We start from the raw sequence: 18,107 nt of genomic DNA, 5'->3' as shown, positions 1-18,107 counted from the left end.
TGTTTGATGTCTTTAGTCTATTGTCTGATATCTGAAGTCTGTGGCTGTAGTTGAAGTTGCTGAGGGAATTGAGCCTTCAGGCGATTGTCATGTGTAACAATAATTAACGTCGCATTCTCCTCAGCAGAATGGTGTTCAAGCAAGTTCGCTACCTCACGGGCATTCTCATCATCAAGACTTGCTGTCGGTTCATCAGCCAATACTACCTTTGGTCGGTTGATCAATGCCATCGCAACTGAGACCCTTTGTTTTTCACCTTCACTGAGTGCAAACATACTAGCCTTTAGCTTGTGGGCTATATTCAACCTTCCTAATACTTCTTCTACACGACGTTTGTCTTGCTTAACACCTCCGAGGTACTGTGCAGCGTATAGGTTTTCCTCCACCGTCAGTGAACGGACAAAGTGTGGTTTCTGAAAGATGATCCCGATGTTTTTACCTCTGAAATGATCCAGTTTGGAAGCACTGAGGTTGGTGAGGTCTGTATCCCCGATAATAATGTTACCGTTTTGTGGTTTCAGTAGTCCTGCGGTTAGATGTAGGAAAGTGGTTTTGCCACAACCTGAGTTGCCTAAAACCAGAAAATGTTCTCCTTGTTTGACATCCAAGTCAGGAAACCGGAGCATATTTGCTACGTTGTTTTTATAACAAAAAGTAAGATTGTTTGTCTTAAGCATATATCAGATTTAGTCTGAATTTTGACACTAATATTGATAGCAATTGTTGTATGTCTTAGGGGCTTCTAAAACATTCTACTTCGTAAAATGCTATAACTTCTAATAAGGTTGTAAATTAAAGAAAAAAATTGAAGGCTTCCTTCACAACCGCAATCTGTAAAGACAACAATACCCAAAACAATAGATATGAGCGATCAACACACAAAACGTAATGCCTTACAGCATCCTTCTCTGAAGTTTTTGGATAAGGTAGCAATGATTATGGACGATGGCTTTCGAATTCCAGGAACCAAAATGCGTATTGGTCTGGATCCTATTATCAGTATGCTACCAGTGGCAGGGGATACCGCTTCATTCCTGATGTCAGCATTGGCAGTGATCGTTGCGGCTAGGCATGGTGCAAGTACAAAAGTGGTCGGACAGATGGTCGGGAATATTTTGGTGGACTATATCGCAGGTACAGTACCTGTAGTTGGAGATATGTTTGACTTTGCTTTTAAGGCTAACCGCCGAAACTATAAGCTGATGAAACAGCAATTTGACACAGAGTCCGAGGTGGAAAAGCAAAAACCGAGGTCAAAGGCACTGATCATAGCCATGATTGTGGGAATGTTTTTGGTATTTGCTTTGGTAACAGCACTGATGATTTGGGTGTTGGGTCAACTGTTCAGCTGATCAGAGGTCCAGTAAATACTCTACAAGCTCATATACATTGGTGTAGGGATTCCATTCATACTTAGGACCTTTCGTTTTTGTGTTGTACTCATGGTAGCTTTCCAGCAGGCGAGCATTGGCGATTGCCTGTTGGGTTAGTTCCTTAAACTGCTCATAGTTTTTGCCATTCTTTTGGTAGCGAAGGTTGTGCTCATCATGCAAATAGGATATCAAGTTTTTGCATTTGTTGAAAGGAGAGGTGACTTGCTCAAAATGTAGTAAAAACCATAGTTCAAAGCAGATATTGGAGTAGGCTATCTGTACATCATTTTTATAGCACATGTCAAATACTTCTTCGATATGTCGATGGAAGTCACGGTCAAAAACCAGCCAGATAGCATCATAAGGGTTACGTTTTGATAGGGCTTTTTTCTTTTTGGTGATGGCTTCCCTGATTAGTCCTAAAGGTGTGTACTGTTTAGGTTGATAAACTTCAATATCAACAGCGCTTAGCCTGCGACGGAGTTTCATGTCATGCTTTAAACCGTTAAAATAATTAGGCTCTGTCTGTGCTCCTTCACAGAGTATAAGCACGCGCTGACGCAATGTTTTGACTTTATCTGGTCGTGTTCGTCTCATGGTCATGGGTAATGCGGTTTATTGCTCTTTCCGAAAAGTGAATTCCATATCTGCCTCATTGATAAGCGGTGTGCCACCAAACTTGCCTGTGAGGTACCATTCCAATAACGGAAAGTCTTGCTTCAGGTCAGGGATATCTGAAACTACAGAAATTTCAGTAGCACCATCTTCCATCTTTTCCGACAAGTTGATCTGATCGAAACGAAATAACCCTTCTCCCAGTAGGGATGCATCATGTGTGGCAAAAATAAGTTGTGCCTTATTCGGGTTTGATTCAGTGCTGTGAAAGAGTTTGATCAAGGTTTTTGTCAAATGGGTATGCATGCTTTTGTCCAGCTCATCAATCACTAATACGTCTCCAGCATCGAGTACCCGCATGATTAATCCACCTAAAGCGATCAGCTTTCGGGTTCCTGCTGATTCTTCCCTTAGGTCAAACAGCAGGTTTTCAGTTCTATCTTCTTCTAGTTGGATTACCTTATGGACTGTTTTGATGGTGTAAAGGTCTGCGCTTTCAAAAAAGTGATCGGTTTCGTGGGGAATTTTTTGTCCGATCAGTTCGACTATTCCCGTGTCGGCGTGGCTCACCAGCATAGTCAGGTTATGGGTAAAGTTACTGTCAGGATTATTAGCCATATACTTGGCTATTCCGCTTAGCAACTGTTCATCATAGAGGGTCTTGTGAGAAATATAGGTACGTAAGTGTTTTTTGAAAAAGAGGTAAACCTCTTTTAGTTGTTCAAGGTTGTTGTTGGCAGCTTTGGAGAGAAACAGCTGGTTGGGCAGGGTGTGAATTTCTATGGACTTTTTTTCTCCCTTAAAATATTTACCAAATGAGATAGGATGTCCATGTTGACGTTCAAACAGTTTTACTTTCCGGCTTTTTGGGTAACAGTACAGTGCTTCGTATACAATTTCCTTGGCATTGAATGACAGGAAATATTCATACAGTAGCTTGTCTTTGGCAATAAACCGAATCTCAAAATCAGTAGGGAGGTGGGCTGGCTGTTGCATCCGGAATGGATTGTATTTGACAACCCCTTCTCCCAAGGTAGCATTGTGTCCTTCTTCGACCATGACTTTCAAGAGTTCCAATGCACTGAGCATATTGCTCTTTCCGGATGCGTTAGCTCCATAAATTACGGCAGTACCAAGAACGGGTAAGTTGCTGTAACAGGAGTGCTTAAGGAGTCGTTGCTCGTTGGTGGCTGCACGGACTCTAGCAGAGGGAAGCATGGAAAGAAATTGCTTCTCTCGAATAGAGCGGAAGTTGGTCACAGCAAATTCAATCAGCATGATTGTTTATTTTGGGTTTTATATGTTTACCTCTTCAGGCATTTACCATCATAACATTGGTAATGTCGGCAGAGATTCTTTTCAGCTTGCAGTATCTGCCAAAGTCTACGACTACTTGAAAAGCCTTTTCTAAAGGTATATCTAGAATTCCACAGATGATAGAGCGAATTACGCCACCATGAGCAAAGATGCCTACGGTTTTGCCTTCCTCGTAGGGTATTTCATTGAAAAAAGCATTGACACGCTCATGGAAAATATTGAAGGACTCACCTTGTGGAGGGCAAAGGTTTACGAAGTCTTGCATAAAAGGGTCAAGTTGTTCTTTGGGTATATCGTTCCAAGGAAGCATTTCCCAATCACCAAAAGACATTTCCTTTAGTCTGTCATCTGTTTTGACAATAGGAGATTCAAACTCTTGAGCCAGTTGTACGCAACGTTGAAGGGGACTGTGGTAGATATGGTCAAATCGTTCTGGTAATAATGTTTTCAGTCTGCTTACCTCTTCCCCAAAAGATGTTTTTACACCAAGGTCAGTTTGTCCATAACAGATGCCTTTGGCTACGTCGGGAGTAGTATGTCTGATCAGGTAGATTTCCATGTGTTGTACTGTATTGGTTTGAATGTGTGACTTGTCACAGTTGATAAATTACTAAAATTGCCAGATAAGCCATGATTTCAGTGACCTGTTGTACGGCACCCAAGCAGTCACCTGTGTATCCGCCAATCCACTTATTGAAGTATCGTCTTAGGTAAAGCCAGCTAAGAAGCATAGCTCCAAATATGGCAATGCTGTATAAACCAAAGAAATAGATGGCAGGGGATAGGCCAAAGATAGCGCCCATCAGTAAATGTGAAACCTTTAGCTTTTTAGCGATAGGTTTTGCTTTGCTGTCATCATTTTCTCTGACATAGCGATCTGTGTAAATAAATATGGATGCGAAAAAGCGACTTGCAGCATGAGCAGTGAAGAGCGCAACCAGTACATTCAGGTGAGCGGTTGAGGAGATTTCCAGTAGCGTAGTAAACTTTAGAGCCAAAATACTGACCAGTCCAACAGACCCATAGGTACCCAACCGGCTATCTTTCATGATGGTCAGTATTTTTTCCTTGGTCCATCCACCACCAAAACCATCACAGACATCAGCAAATCCGTCTTCATGAAATGCACCTGTTGTTAGAATGCTGATGACCATGGAAAGCAACAGACTTATACTTGCAGGCAGTATGTATTGAAAGCCCCAGAAGGAAGCAGCTGCAAATCCAGCAACCACCCATCCTATAAATGGAAAGTATTTTGTCGCTTCATTAAGGTATTGTTCTTGGTAATGGTAGCCAATCCACTTTGGAGCAGGAAGGCGAGTGTAGAACATAATAGCAGTAAAAAAAATATGGACTTCTCTTTTCATGACTTAAAAAAATGCTAGAGACAAAAACCTATAAATTAATCACGAGGCATAGGTTCTTGTCTCTAGTATATAATAGTTTAATTACTCTTTATTACTCACTCCAGCGCTTTCAAAGCTAGCCATCTCATTCAGGAAGCTGATCGCTGATTGGATAATAGGGTATGCCACTGCCGCACCAGATCCTTCACCCAATCTCATGCCCAAGTTCAGGATAGGTTCAGCTCCAATATGCTCCAACATTCTACGGTGTCCTGACTCATCAGATTGGTGGCAGAAAACAGCATAGTCTTTTAAGGCAGGGTACAGCTTGTATCCTACCAGAAATGCTGACGTTGAAATAAAGCCATCAACCAAAATTACCATTCCTAATTCGGCAGCTTTGAGCATTCCTCCACAGATCATGGCAATTTCAAGCCCACCGAAAGTTTGCAAGACTTTCCAAGGATCTTCTCCACTTAGCTTATGAAAGTCTTTCGCCTGCTCCAAAATATTAATCTTGTTAGCAAATTGAGGATCGTCAATGCCTGTTCCTCTACCCACACATCCAGCTACAGGAAGTTTACAAAGCAAAGCCATCAGCATAGAAGCCGCAGATGTGTTGCCAATTCCCATTTCTCCGAATCCAACTACATTACAGCCTTCTTGATGTGCTTTTGTAACCTGATCAGCACCTTTTTCTATAGCCTCTTGTAATTGTTCTTCACTCATGGCTGCTTCGTGAAGGAAGTTGGCAGTTCCTTTGGCTACCTTGAGATCAAGCAAAGGCGTGCCTTTAGGGAAATCGTGGTTTACGCCTGCATCCGCAATGCACATTTCAATGCCATGTTGTTTGCAAAAAACATTGATAGCAGCACCTCCTGACAGGAAGTTCATGACCATCTGGAAAGTAACTTCCTGTGGAAAAGCACTTACTCCTGAATTGGTAATTCCATGGTCAGCAGCATAAACCAGCATATGTGGTTTCTGTAGCTCCGGTGTAAGTGTTTGTTGTATCAAGGCTATTTGGGCAGCAATACGCTCCAGTTGGCCGAGGGAACCTAATGGTTTAGTCTTAAGGTTGATTTTTTGCTGAATATCTTCAAACAGCACAGTATTGACAGGTTGAATGTTGAATGTAGTCATCTTGTGGAAAGTGAGTAGAACGGAGTTTATTTCTTTTTCTTCTTGAATCCGTAAGGGCAATGTCTGCATCCGTTTTTACAGCAATAGCCTCTTTTCTTATGGTAATGTTCTGTAAAGACATACAGGCCATTTTCTATATAGTAGTCCTGTTCAGGAGTATGGTTTTCTTTTGACATAAGGGTATGAATGGTAGTTTGTTCGCCCAAAAGTGCAAAAAAAATCCCGTGTCATCCAAAGGATAGTGTCGGGATATATATTAATGAGTCCTTATGGTTTTTGTTTAACCAGATGGTATAGTTTACTCAAACTGAGTTTAACAGGAAGAACTATCTACTTTTTTGACGGTTGTGCGTGACTTATGTCATTGTGATTGGCTACGTATAAAATATAACTTTACGAAGTTATAGGGAGAGGTGTGTGTTCGCCTGTCCTGACCTAACATATTAGACAAATAGACCACTTATATAATTATTTAAATAGATGAACAAGAAAGTAATTTTGATGATCCTTGACGGATGGGGCATCGCAAAAGACAAATCCGTGTCAGCCATTGACAAAGCCAACACACCTTTTGTTGACTCTCTTTACGAAAACTACAAGCACTCTAAATTGGAGGCATCAGGATTGGCAGTAGGACTTCCTGAAGGACAAATGGGTAACTCTGAGGTAGGGCACATGAACTTGGGTGCTGGTCGTGTAGTCTACCAAATGCTGGTTCGTATCAACAATGCGGTAGAGGACGGTTCTATTGCTAAGATCAAGGAGCTGAATGAGGCATTTGATTATGCTAAGAAAAATAATAAGAAAGTACACTTGATTGGTTTGGTATCAGATGGTGGTGTACACTCTCATATCAATCATTTGAAGGGGTTACTTTCAGCTGCAGAAACAGCTGGTTTGACAGACAATGTATTTGTTCATGCCTTTACAGATGGTCGTGACTGTGACCCTAAATCAGGTAAAGGTTTTGTAGAAGAGGTACTGAAGCACATGGATGGTACTACAGGTAAGCTGGCTTCTATTGTGGGACGTTATTATGCAATGGACCGTGACAACCGTTGGGAGCGTGTAAAAGAAGCTTACGGTGCAATGGTACAAGCAGATGGCGTGAAAACAACAGACCCATTGGCTGCAATTCAGCAGTCATATGACAATAATGTAACAGATGAGTTTATCAAGCCAATAGTTTGTACAGATGATGAAGGTAAACCTTTGGCAACTATTGAGGATGGTGATGTAGTTCTGTGCTTCAACTTCCGTACTGACCGTGGCCGTGAGATCACACAAGCTCTGACTCAGAAAGATTTCAAAGAGCACAACATGCACAAATTGTCTCTTCATTACCTGACAATGACCATGTATGATGAGACATTTGAGAATGTAACGGTACTTTTCCATAAGCAAAACCTGACACAAACGTTGGGTGAGGTAGTGTCTGAAGCAGGCAAGAAGCAAATAAGAATTGCTGAAACAGAAAAGTATCCACACGTGACATTCTTCTTCTCAGGAGGACGTGAGGAGGAGTTTGAGGGTGAGAAACGTCTACTTTGTCCTTCTCCTAAAGTGGCTACATACGACCTGAAACCGGAGATGAGTGCTTACGATATCCGTGATGCCATCGTTCCGGAATTGAAAAACCATTGGCCTGATTTTGTTTGCTTGAACTTTGCCAACCCTGATATGGTAGGACATACAGGTGTATTTGAAGCGGCAGTAAAAGCATGTGAAACAGTTGACGAATGTGCTAAAGACGTGATCACAACTGCGTTGGAAAATGATTACACAACAATTGTGATTGCAGACCACGGTAACTCAGATATGATGAAAAACCCTGATGGTTCACCAAATACGGCACATACAACGAACCCTGTTCCATGTATCTTGGTAGACAAGGACTTTGATGGAACTATCAAGGATGGTAAGCTGGGTGATATTGCGCCTACTATTTTGAAACTGATGGGTATCCAACAGCCTGAAGATATGACAGGTGATACCTTGATCTAAAACAGGCATTAAAAGCTTATAAAAAGCCTTCGGTTGTGTATAATCAACTGAAGGCTTTTCTTTTTATAGGTATTAGTTTATTTGGAACGCTCTCATAATATTAAAACCGAAGTAGATTCCTCCATCGCCCCACTTGCTGGTTGTTTCAGAAACAAAAGCTTTATCGACCATGGCTACTGAGTTGGTTAGGTGTAACTGGAAAACATGCCCACCAGTTTCAATATCTACTCCAACTGAAAAAGAGTTGACAGGATCAACACCATTGATTTGTGGCAATGTCTCATCAGGAACGAGGTAAATGTATTCAGCAGTCAAGGCAACCCGATTGGATACCTTGTATCGACCTCCTGTACCAATGGCCAATACGTCATTGCTTTCATTGGCTTTGGTTACCATATTTTTGTGAACGTGAATGGGATTTAGCTGTAAGCTCAGTTTATCATTGAACTTTCTGCCAATAATAATAGAATTAGTAAAGCTTAACCTGTTCTCAAAGCCTGGCTGTCTTTCGGCAGGGGCTTCTACAGTATTCACTCCTACATTACTGTACAGCGAAAGTGTAAAAGGGATTTCTATAGCTCCAGTTGATTGCTTAAGTAGCTTGTATTTAAAATAACCTTCGTAGGTTTTTTGGTAAGTACTTCTTGAGAGACCGATCATCAAATCATCTGAAATTCCATATTCAAAGTTGAAACGGATCATGGCATTATCCAATCCCCATAGGTCTCGCCAACCGCTATTGAGCTGACCGAATCGGTGTGAGATTCGGAAATCAAGAACTCCTTTATGTGTATTTTCAATGGAGTGCAGGTTTATAACTCTGGTTGTTTTGAATGCGGCAGTGGTATAATTAATCTGCTTTTTTTCAGTTTGATCCATTAAAGCTTCCAGATCTTGGGCCTGTATTGTAAAAGTAGAAAGGCTTATGAAAGTCAGTATTAAAAGAAAAGAATGAAGTTTCATTTGATCGTATTTTGATTTGAAGTAAATGGTGGAGATAATTTAGTTGGAATAGGGCGTGTAGTTCAGGGTGACAGTTACTTCCACTTCTTCAGCGATATTCTGGAAAACAACCTGTGGTATTTTGATCTTATGGTCTTCAAGCTTGACCATAAACACTGAGGATGCTTGTAACTTACCATCGGTCATACTGATATTCCCTTCGGTGGTATATGACTTTGTGACACCATGTATTGTTAAGTCACCGGTAACTGTCACTGGATAGTTTTGCCCATCATTCAATGTTTCTTTTTGAATACCTTTGAAAGTGCCCTTAAAGGAAGCATTGGGGTACTTCTCACTTTCCATATAGTTTTCGTTGAAATGTTCCTCCATCAAAGACTTATCAAACTGGAATTGCTGGATGGGTACCTTAAATACCATTTCCCCTGATGAAATATTGATAAATGAGATAACGGATTCATTGATAGCTTCAATATCTTCCAAAGGAGCATCAGAAAAGAATCTAATTGTACCTGTTTTGGTGTGAAAAATATCTTGGGCATTGGCAATAGTACAGAGCAGAGATAGAATAAGTACGGTCAGTATTTGTTTCATATTGGTCAGTGGTTTAAATGGCTTAGTCTTCTAAATTGGCATTTACCCATGCTTCTATCTGTTTGATTTCACATTCAGAAAGTGGTGTGGCTCCTGAACCCGGAGGCATTTTTGCGTAACCACTCAATCCTTTAATAGCGCCAAGTAACCTGCCTTCTGCCCCTTTTGACTTATCATTGGCAGCTTCCAATACTTTTGCTTCAGTAGAAAGGTCAATACCATCGTTGCCAAGAGGTCCGTTATGGCAACCTACACAAGTGCTGAGTATCGGTTCGATATGTTCGGTATAAGTGATATTTTCTGTAGAGCAGTCAGGAAACAGTAATTCCTCACTATTGTTTTTACAGCTCATCACTGTAAGGAAGCTAAGCGCAATAAGTGTAAATGTTTTTTTTATCATGATTTGAATAGTTTTATTAAATGTAGAAATTATTCAAAAAACACACCATTACTTTATATTTTCATCTTGGATTTATAGAGGGAAAGTAATTATTAATAAGGAGGTTAGAAGGTTTCTAGGAAATGACTATCTTCTAATATTGAAATTTGGAGTACTTACTAAAACCTATTGCTGAGTCTTCCAAAACTGTAACCTTATTGATGAACCCATACCAAAACTCTCCAACCTATGACAAACCCCAATGTGATTATTGCTGTAGTCAATCAGAAAGGAGGAACAGGGAAAACCACTACTACTGTTAACTTAGGAGCAGCCCTTGCTCACCTCGGTAAAAAAGTCCTGATGGTTGACATGGACCCTCAAGGAAATCTAACCTTCAATTTTGGCATTCATAACAGGTATGATTATTCCTTACTGCATGTTTTGGCAGGGGAAGCTACTATTCAGGAGACGATCAAGGAACAAGAACTACTGCATATTGTACCGGCTGATATTCACTTGGCCAGTCTTGAAGTTTCTTTGGCAGCTCAAGGAAATAGCGAATTCCTGCTAAAAGGAGTCCTTTCAGAAGTAAAGCACTCGTATGACTATATCTTATTGGACTGTGCGCCCTCCCTTTCTATTCTTACTATTAATGCCCTTACTGCTGCAGACAAGGTGATTGTCCCGCTACAATTGGAGGTACTTAGCCTTCATGGGTTATCGTTGATTGTTGATACGATCTTTGATGTAAAAGAAACTTACAATGATAACCTATCCATTTTAGGGATTTTGCCTGTAATGGTGGATTATCGAAGGAGAGTAACAGGAGAGATTTATGATTACCTGAATGAGAATTTTGGCTTTAGAATTATGGAGAATAAAGTAGGGATTGATGTACGAATTGTGGAATCACCGTCTTTTGGTAAGAGTGTGATTGAGTATGCTCCAAAATCTTTAGGTAGTGAATCATACTTGAAGTTAGCCCAAGAGGTAGAACTGTTGTTGAATCATAACCAGAATTGAGTAAAGTTTCATTTGTTTACCACTTATTAAAGAAAGTGTTGACCTCTGTGAAGAACTTTAGTTAATAACGTAAAGGGAGGTTGTTGGTTAATGAATGTTAATGTACATTTCTTTTAACAGAGTGTACATCATTTAATTAGCTGATAAATAACCCAACAAATGGCCTTAGGAGATAATCTTAACAAGGAGAAGGAGCCTGCTAAAGGAAAGCCGGCTACCAAGACAGGAAACCCAGTCGAACCTAACACCACTGATGCATCAGCAACCAATGCTGAAGTATCCTCACGCTTAGCAGAAGTACAAGACCGCTTGCACCTGATTTATGAAAACCTACCCATTTCAGAAACCGATACTTATGGGACAATCACAAATGTAAACCCTCTTTTTTGTGAGCTTTCAGGTTTTAGTTCAGAAGAGTTAATAGGGCAGCCACATAGTATTGTCCGCCATTCAGACACCTTACCTTCTGTGTTTGAAGGAATGTGGAAGACTGTGAAAGAAGGAAATGTATTTTGTGGTGAGGTTAAAAATGCCAAGAAAAATGGGACTACCTATTGGGTGGAAATGACTGTTTCGCCTTTGAAAGATGAAGACGGGAATGTTACAGGGTACTTTAGTATTTTCAAGGACATTACTTTGCAAAAAGAAGGAGTACCAGCTAGAGAGCTTGCTGCTCTGGAAGCTATAGAGATGTTGGGTGTTGTCTTTGAGGTTGATGAGGAAGGCAATGTGGCAAATAGCAATACCAACTTTGCGAACTTGTTTGGAAGCTCAATAGAGGCTTTTAAGTATATACTTCAGTCAGGGTATAGAAATACTTTTGAAGGGATATGGACAAGTATATGTGCCGGAGCAACTAAGGAAGTATTGCTGATCTGTCAATCTGAAAATGAGAAGCCAGTTTGGTTGAATGCGATATTCAGACCTGAGAAAGATGAAAATGGAAACTTCCTGAAAGCTGTTGTTTTTGCTACAGATGAGACTGAAAAATATGAGGCGCAAGAAAAGGTAAAAGCAGTTGAGAGGGAGTTGGATAGTTTGAAAAATGCGATAGATAGTGTGGCGATCATGTCAGAATCTGATCTGCATGGTACCATCACGAGTGTAAATGACAGACTGTGTGAAATCTCAGGTTATACTCGAGAAGAGATGCTGGGGCAGCCACATAGTATGTTGCGTCACCCTGATACACCAAGTGAAGTATTTGAGCAGATGTGGCAGGATATCAAATTGGGTAAAGTATTTACAGCCACATATAAAAACAAGAAAAAGGATGGAGGTGTGTATTGGGTGCAAGCCTCTATTTCTCCAATATTAGGAACAGACGGAAAACCTGTTAAGTACTTAGGTGTACGTTTTGATTTGACAGAAGCTATGCGTGTAAAAGCGGAAATGGATGCATTGAAAGCATCTATTGACAGTGTGGCGATCATGTCAGAATCTGATTTATATGGTACGATTACAGACGTAAACGATTATTTGTGTAAGATTTCAGGTTATACCCGTGAAGAAATGATCGGTCAGCCACATAGTATGCTGAGACACCCTGACACGCCAAAAGAAGTATTTGCCGAAATGTGGGAGAAGATTCAGAAAGGCGAAATCTTTACAGCAAGCTACAGTAACCTCAAGAAAGATGGTTCAGCTTATTGGGTACAGGCATCAATTGCGCCAGTGCTCGATTTGGATAGTAAACCATATAAGTACATAGGGGTACGCTTTGATATTACCGATTCACTGAATGCGAAGGTAGAGAGAGAAGCGTTGGATGAAGCAATCAGTAAGTCAAATGGAGTAATCGAGTTTGATAAAAAAGGTAAAATTGTCTCGTTCAACTCTACAATTGCAGAAGCACTAGGATTTCAGGAATATGAAGTAATCGGAAAAGGAGAGGAAGAATGTTTCTGTCCTAAAGGGGAAGAAAACCTAAGACAGTACAAGGAAGTATGGGAAAAACTTAGGAGTGGAAACTTTGACAAAAATGTATACAAACGTATCACGAAAGATGGAAAAGTGGCTTGGCTCGAAGGTACATACAGTCCAGTAGCAGATTATGATGGGAATCTTGAAAAGGTAGTAGCTTATCTGCAGGATGTAACGGCTAGACGTTTGCGAAACGCAGAAAGTAGGGGTTGGGTGGAAGCTGCTCACGTATCACAAGCAGTAGTTGAGTTTGATTTGGAAGGACATATTCTGAAGTATAATGATAAGTTCTCGGTAGCAACAGGTTATGGTAAAGGAGAATTGGTAGGAGTCCATCATAAGATCCTTTGTGATGATGAGTATGCCAATTCAGCTGAATACAAGAACTTCTGGAGTGAGCTAAGGACTGGGCAGTTTAAGCAAGATGTCTTTAAACGGAAGCGAAAAGATGGACAGACGTTATGGCTAGAAGCAGTATATAGCCCGATTAAAGATGATGAAGGAAATGTAGTCAAGTTTATTAAAACAGCGACTGACGTAACAAAAAGACGTCTGCGAAATGCAGAAAACAGAGGATGGGTAGCTGCAGTGAACGCCTCTCAGGCTGTAATCGAGTTTGACTTGGATGGACACATTCTACGTTGTAATGACAACTTTGAGAAAGCATCAGGATATACGTCTGAAGAATTGAGAAATAAACACCATAGGGTGCTTTGTGATAAGGAGTATGCTAGTTCACTAGAGTATAAAGAGTTCTGGGAAAAACTGAGACAAGGAGAAACCATTCAGGGAGAGTTCCATCGCCGTAATAAACAAGGTGAGGAGATTTGGCTTCAAGCAATTTATAGCCCAGTTAGGGATGATGAAGGGACAGTTATCAAGTTTATTAAGACGGCAACAGACGTGACAACCTTCAAAGTAACCATGCTCAAATTGTCTACTTTCCTAGAAGAGTTAAGCAACGGTAACTTTGATGCTAGACTCGATGTAGAAGGACTAGAACTGAGGGCTGATATGGTAAACATGATCGAGAATAATAAGATCATGAGAGATAACCTGAAGCGTATCATTTCTGAGATTAACAATGTGGTGCAAAAAGCAGGTAAAGAAGGAGACTTATCAGTAAGACTGGATATCAAAGGTATAAAAGGTTCTTGGAAAGAGCTCTCCGTAACATTGAATGACCTGCTAGAATCCATATCTACTCCAGTAATTAATTTGAGTACCATTATTAAAGGAGTATCGGAAGGAGATTTGGTAGAGCTGTATTCAGGGGAAAGTAGTGGTGATGTACAGGAAATGGCCAATGCGCTTAATGAAGCCATTACCAACCTGAATAAGCTACTGACAACCATTGATCAAAGATCGGTTACAGTGGATAACTCGTCGAAGCAGATCATGAGTATGTATCAGCAGATGGAGACCAGTATGCAGCAGGTGGAGAATGAGATCAAAAAGATTAATGATGGTATGACTGAGCAGGTGAAGTTAACTGACCAGTCGTCTAAAATGGTAGAAGCGATCTTTGTATCATCAGAAGGTATGGGAGATAAAGCACATATCATTAACAAGTCGGCAGAAAGAGGTCTTGAGTCGTGTCAAAATGGTATGTCAATCATTAATAAGCTGATTGAGAACATGACAGATATCTCCGAATCAGCAAAGTCAACGTCTGGTTCCATTACCGTACTGAGTGAGCGATCGGAAGAAATCTCCCGTACATTGAACGTAATTACAGACATAGCTGCACAAACCAACTTGCTGGCCTTGAATGCTGCGATTGAGGCAGCTAGAGCAGGAGATGCAGGTAGAGGTTTTGCAGTAGTAGCGGAAGAGATTAGGAAGTTGGCGGAAGATTCACGTAGGTCAGCAGTAGAAATTGATAAGGTAATTAAAGATGTTCAAAAAGACGTTTCCTCTGCAACAAAAGCCATTGAGCGAATGGATTCTACCGTAACGCAAGGTAACGATGCAACCCAAGACGTATCTAAAGTGTTCCGTTCAATCATCAACTCGAGTGAGGAGACGCTTCAGTTGTCAAAAGGTGTATTGGATGCATCGGAAGAGCAGAAAAGTGCAATTGACATCGTAGTGAAAAACACAGGAAACGTCGTTGCTGTGGTGGAAAAAGCTGCGGCTGGTACCAAACAAGTATCGGACATGGTGGATTCCTTGACTTCATCTGCTGAAGAGATTAGTAAGTCCAATAATGAACTTACAGAGGTGGCAATTCAGCTGAAAGAAGGTGTAAGTAAGTTCCGCCTGAAGTAAAAAGTGAATGATAGGTCAAATGAAAGTCTGCCATGAGTGGTAGACTTTCTGCTGACCAACCTCGTTTTTACTATTTTTTCAATTTACCCTACAACCAAAATCACAGTTTTGCTTTTATGAAAACCCAGCAAAAAGATTATAAAAACACACCTGAAGAAGAACAACACAAGAAAGAGGAGAAAGTACGCAACAATCAAGTGATTGTATTCAAGCTGGCAGGGGAAGAATATGCCTTGTTTATTGACCAGATAAAGGAGGTCGTTCCAACCCCTAATATCGCAAAAGTACCTCTTACACCATCATACGTAAAGGGACTGGCTAATATCAGAGGTAATATCCTGTCTATAATTGATCTCGAAGATAAGTTTGGCATGAAGGTCAGTAAGGTTGAAAGTAAGAAAGCGAGCTACACATTGGTTGTGGAAAGTAAGGAATACAATATGGCTGTACTGGTGGAAGATGTACCAAACACGCTTTCTGTTGCTGATGATGAAATAGATTACTCAACCAGTGTGATTGCTGAAGCCACTAATAATGGAAACTATATCAAAGGCATCATCAAATTGGAAGAACGTTTGATTATTCTGATAGATGTGTTCAGTATCATAACGAAGGAAGATTTGGCTCAGAACAACGCCTCGGGTGTAATTTAATAGTACCTCCCTGATCTAATTATTATCTCATATCACAAACAGAAAAACCTATGAGTTACAAAGTATTGATTGTTGACGATTCAATGTATATGCGTACCCTTATTAAAGACACATTGACCAATGCGGGTTATGAAGTAGTAGGCCAGGCTTCTAACGGTGAGCAGGCAATAGATTTGGCACTGGATCTTGAACCTGACTTGATCACCCTAGATAACATATTACCTGATATGTTGGGACTTGATATTTTGAGAACACTTAGAGAAGAGCAGCTGGAGTCTAAGGTGATTATGATTAGTGCAGTTGGACAGCAGTCAGTAGTACAACAAGGTGTACAGTTAGGAGCGAATAGTTATATGGTAAAGCCTTTTACTCCTGAGCAGTTAACAGCAGAAGTCAAAAAGGTAATGAATAGTAACTAAGTAGATAAAAGGGAAACTTAGTCTATGTATGAGTTATATGAGGGTCTAAAATGAAACGCTTGTTCTGATGAAGTCAAAAGATGATGAACTGAGAGAAATATTTCTGGCAGAAGCGCTGGATCAGTACGAAGAGCTAAACAGACTTTTTACAGTATTGGAAAAGGACCATGCTGATAAGAGTTCTGTAGAGGCAATTTTTCGGATTACCCACACCCTAAAGGCAAATGCAGCCGCAATGGGGTTTCACAATATCGCTTCTCTTTCTCATATACTTGAAGATATTTTCAGTGAAATCAAGCAGGAAAACCTAAAGCTTACCACTAAAATTTTCAATGACCTTTTCAGGGCTAATGATAAGGTTGGGGTAATGTTGGATGGTATAAAGGAAGGGAAGGAAATTCCTTATAAGGGATTGCTGACAAAACTTAAGCTAATCCTGCAAAAGGGAAGCAAAGAAGAGAAAAAGCTGAGTCCACCAATAAAACCAGTTGATACAGATACCCCACCAACTGAAAATGAAAAAGTACCAGAACTGAAGGAACCAGCAGAAAATACAAATACTGCTCCAGTAGGAGGTGCTGACTCTGCTCCACAAGAGAAAACATCTGAACAGGAAAATAAGGAGGATAAGATACCTGATCCTAAAAGTGAATCCCCTGCTTTACCTAAAAAAACTGGAACTACCGAGAGCGAAAAAGACGCTCAAAAGGAAGTTCAACAACAACTTACATTCTCTGATTTTGTACAGGTTCCTGTAGGGAAACTGGATGCTTTGCTGAATTTAGTTGGTGAATTGGCAATTGAGAAAGATCGTATTATTGCCAATAGCAGTAGATATGAGTCTAATGAATATGCAAGGTTATATCGGATTACTTCTGACCTTCAGTATTCAGTAATGAATGTAAGGCTTGTACAAGTCAATGTACTGTTTCATAAGTTCCACAGAATTGTTAGAGATGTAGCAACTCTTGAAGGAAAGAAAGTAAACCTAGTATTGGAGGGAACGGACATTGAAATTGATAGAAATGTCTTGCATAGTATTAGTGAATCTATGATACACCTTGTCAGAAACTCGGTAAGTCATGGTATTGAAAGTGAAAAGGAAAGACTGGAAAAAGGGAAAGCTCCTGAAGGAAAAGTGACCCTAAGGGCTAGAAATGAGAAGGAATATGTAGTCATTGACATTATTGATGATGGCAAGGGAATCGATGCAGAGGTAATCAGGCAAAAAGTCATTGAAAAGGGTTTGGCAGGTGCAGATTATGTAAAGAGTTTGCCTGACTTGGAGGTGATTAAATACATTTTTGAATCAGGCTTTTCAAGTCGGGAGGAAGTGACGGCTGTATCAGGAAGAGGTGTAGGAATGGATGTCGTTAGAAAAGCAGTGGATGCAATTGGAGGAAAAATATCGATTGATACGAAAGTAGGACAAGGGTCTAAGTTTAGCTTATTGCTGCCATCTTCTATGGCGGTAAAGAATGCACTACTCTTCGTCTTGAATGGTGCTGAGTTTGCAATCCCACTTTCCTTTACGGAGGCTGTTGTTTCTGTTACTAGAGACAAGATCCATAAGGTAGGAAACGGTTTGATGACCACTCATCTTGATAAAACAATTTCAGTTCTCTTTCTCAATGACATATTTAACTGTGAATGTGAAGAGGAACTGTACGAAGCTAATTTACAACATAAGAGCATTGACAATCTAAAGCCAGAAGACAGGCTAAATATAGTGGTAGTATCAGTAGATGATAGGATGGTCGGTTTTGTCGTTGATAAGTTGTTACAACAAAAAGAGATTATAGAGAAACCTCTTGGAAAGCCTGTGGACCATATCAGGTTTGTGAGTGGTGCGACTATTTTAGGAAACGGAAATGTGTGCTTGGTACTTGATGCACCAGATATAGTAGACTTCTTGACCAAGACTAGACTTCAATTGGCTCATAACCGATAATTTTATACTTTACTGTAACCTTGGAACAAGGTGCAGCAGGATATGCTCGTTGAAGAAATACTTTTTAACTAACTGTAACCCAATGGAGCAATTGTATTGAGGATTGCCATAATTATCTAGTAAAATCAAT

Annotated in this window: 17 protein-coding genes; 7 read left to right on the top strand and 10 right to left on the bottom strand. The window is 40.3% G+C overall.

Annotated elements, in window-relative coordinates; genetic code table 11:
* Positions 1-17: 17 nt before the first annotated feature.
* Positions 18-677, bottom strand: coding sequence for an ABC transporter ATP-binding protein (locus V6R21_RS27700; RefSeq protein ID WP_334246753.1), 660 nt, complete (start codon positions 675-677; stop codon positions 18-20).
* A 186-nt stretch (positions 678-863) separates the two neighbouring features.
* Here V6R21_RS27700 and V6R21_RS27695 point away from each other — a divergent pair, with 186 nt between their 5' ends.
* Complete coding sequence (locus tag V6R21_RS27695) at positions 864-1,352, top strand: DUF4112 domain-containing protein (protein WP_334246752.1); 489 nt, start codon at positions 864-866, stop codon at positions 1,350-1,352.
* Here the strand turns inward: V6R21_RS27695 and V6R21_RS27690 are convergent, their stop codons facing one another.
* The 6 genes from V6R21_RS27690 to V6R21_RS27665 all read right to left on the bottom strand — a co-directional run bounded on the left by V6R21_RS27690 (position 1,353) and on the right by V6R21_RS27665 (position 5,970).
* The gene (locus tag V6R21_RS27690; protein WP_334246751.1) at positions 1,353-1,970 is read right to left on the bottom strand and encodes an RloB family protein; all 618 of its coding nucleotides are present in this window, start codon (positions 1,968-1,970) and stop codon (positions 1,353-1,355) included.
* An 18-nt stretch (positions 1,971-1,988) separates the two neighbouring features.
* Complete coding sequence (locus V6R21_RS27685) at positions 1,989-3,266, bottom strand: AAA family ATPase (RefSeq protein ID WP_334246750.1); 1,278 nt, start codon at positions 3,264-3,266, stop codon at positions 1,989-1,991.
* A 34-nt stretch (positions 3,267-3,300) separates the two neighbouring features.
* Positions 3,301-3,864 carry an alpha-ribazole phosphatase gene (gene cobC / locus V6R21_RS27680; protein WP_334246749.1) on the bottom strand — a complete coding sequence of 188 codons (564 nt, stop codon included), beginning with the start codon at positions 3,862-3,864 and terminating at the stop codon, positions 3,301-3,303.
* Positions 3,865-3,898: 34 nt separating this feature from the next.
* Complete coding sequence (locus tag V6R21_RS27675; RefSeq protein ID WP_334246748.1) at positions 3,899-4,672, bottom strand: adenosylcobinamide-GDP ribazoletransferase; 774 nt, start codon at positions 4,670-4,672, stop codon at positions 3,899-3,901.
* An 81-nt stretch (positions 4,673-4,753) separates the two neighbouring features.
* Positions 4,754-5,794 (bottom strand): nicotinate-nucleotide--dimethylbenzimidazole phosphoribosyltransferase, encoded by a 1,041-nt coding sequence (cobT, locus tag V6R21_RS27670; protein ID WP_334246747.1) that lies wholly within the window; start codon positions 5,792-5,794, stop codon positions 4,754-4,756.
* 26 nt (positions 5,795-5,820) lie between these two features.
* Positions 5,821-5,970 carry a DUF5522 domain-containing protein gene (locus V6R21_RS27665; RefSeq protein ID WP_334246746.1) on the bottom strand — a complete coding sequence of 50 codons (150 nt, stop codon included), beginning with the start codon at positions 5,968-5,970 and terminating at the stop codon, positions 5,821-5,823.
* Between the two features lie 304 nt (positions 5,971-6,274).
* Here V6R21_RS27665 and gpmI point away from each other — a divergent pair, with 304 nt between their 5' ends.
* On the top strand, positions 6,275-7,798 hold the full coding sequence (gpmI, locus tag V6R21_RS27660) for a 2,3-bisphosphoglycerate-independent phosphoglycerate mutase (protein WP_334246745.1): 1,524 nt from the start codon (positions 6,275-6,277) through the stop codon (positions 7,796-7,798).
* Between the two features lie 72 nt (positions 7,799-7,870).
* On the opposite strand, the gene V6R21_RS27655 is transcribed toward gpmI, so the two are convergent.
* The 3 genes from V6R21_RS27655 to V6R21_RS27645 are packed head-to-tail and all read right to left on the bottom strand — an operon-like array spanning position 7,871 to position 9,755.
* Positions 7,871-8,761 carry a DUF5777 family beta-barrel protein gene (locus tag V6R21_RS27655; RefSeq protein ID WP_334246744.1) on the bottom strand — a complete coding sequence of 297 codons (891 nt, stop codon included), beginning with the start codon at positions 8,759-8,761 and terminating at the stop codon, positions 7,871-7,873.
* Between the two features lie 39 nt (positions 8,762-8,800).
* Positions 8,801-9,355 carry a YceI family protein gene (locus V6R21_RS27650; RefSeq protein WP_334246743.1) on the bottom strand — a complete coding sequence of 185 codons (555 nt, stop codon included), beginning with the start codon at positions 9,353-9,355 and terminating at the stop codon, positions 8,801-8,803.
* 22 nt (positions 9,356-9,377) lie between these two features.
* Positions 9,378-9,755: a hypothetical protein gene (locus tag V6R21_RS27645; protein WP_334246742.1), complete on the bottom strand. Its 378-nt coding sequence runs from the start codon at positions 9,753-9,755 to the stop codon at positions 9,378-9,380.
* 228 nt (positions 9,756-9,983) lie between these two features.
* Between V6R21_RS27645 and V6R21_RS27640 the strand changes: the two genes are divergently transcribed.
* From V6R21_RS27640 to V6R21_RS27620, 5 genes are all read left to right on the top strand, one after another.
* A complete protein-coding gene (locus V6R21_RS27640; protein WP_334246741.1) occupies positions 9,984-10,760 on the top strand; it encodes a ParA family protein in 777 nt (258 codons plus the stop codon).
* A gap of 159 nt (positions 10,761-10,919) precedes the next feature.
* Entirely contained in the window at positions 10,920-14,954 is a 4,035-nt protein-coding gene (locus V6R21_RS27635; RefSeq protein ID WP_334246740.1) for a PAS domain S-box protein, read from the top strand.
* Positions 14,955-15,070: 116 nt separating this feature from the next.
* The gene (locus tag V6R21_RS27630; protein WP_334246739.1) at positions 15,071-15,607 is read left to right on the top strand and encodes a chemotaxis protein CheW; all 537 of its coding nucleotides are present in this window, start codon (positions 15,071-15,073) and stop codon (positions 15,605-15,607) included.
* Positions 15,608-15,657: 50 nt separating this feature from the next.
* Positions 15,658-16,026 carry a response regulator gene (locus V6R21_RS27625; protein WP_334246738.1) on the top strand — a complete coding sequence of 123 codons (369 nt, stop codon included), beginning with the start codon at positions 15,658-15,660 and terminating at the stop codon, positions 16,024-16,026.
* A 67-nt stretch (positions 16,027-16,093) separates the two neighbouring features.
* Positions 16,094-17,977 carry a chemotaxis protein CheA gene (locus V6R21_RS27620; protein WP_334246737.1) on the top strand — a complete coding sequence of 628 codons (1,884 nt, stop codon included), beginning with the start codon at positions 16,094-16,096 and terminating at the stop codon, positions 17,975-17,977.
* The last annotated feature ends 130 nt before the right edge of the window (positions 17,978-18,107 follow it).

Origin of the sequence: Limibacter armeniacum, from assembly GCF_036880985.1 — a bacterium.
Lineage (GTDB): Bacteria > Bacteroidota > Bacteroidia > Cytophagales > Flammeovirgaceae > Limibacter > Limibacter armeniacum.
This window is presented reverse-complemented; position numbering and strand designations above follow the sequence as displayed.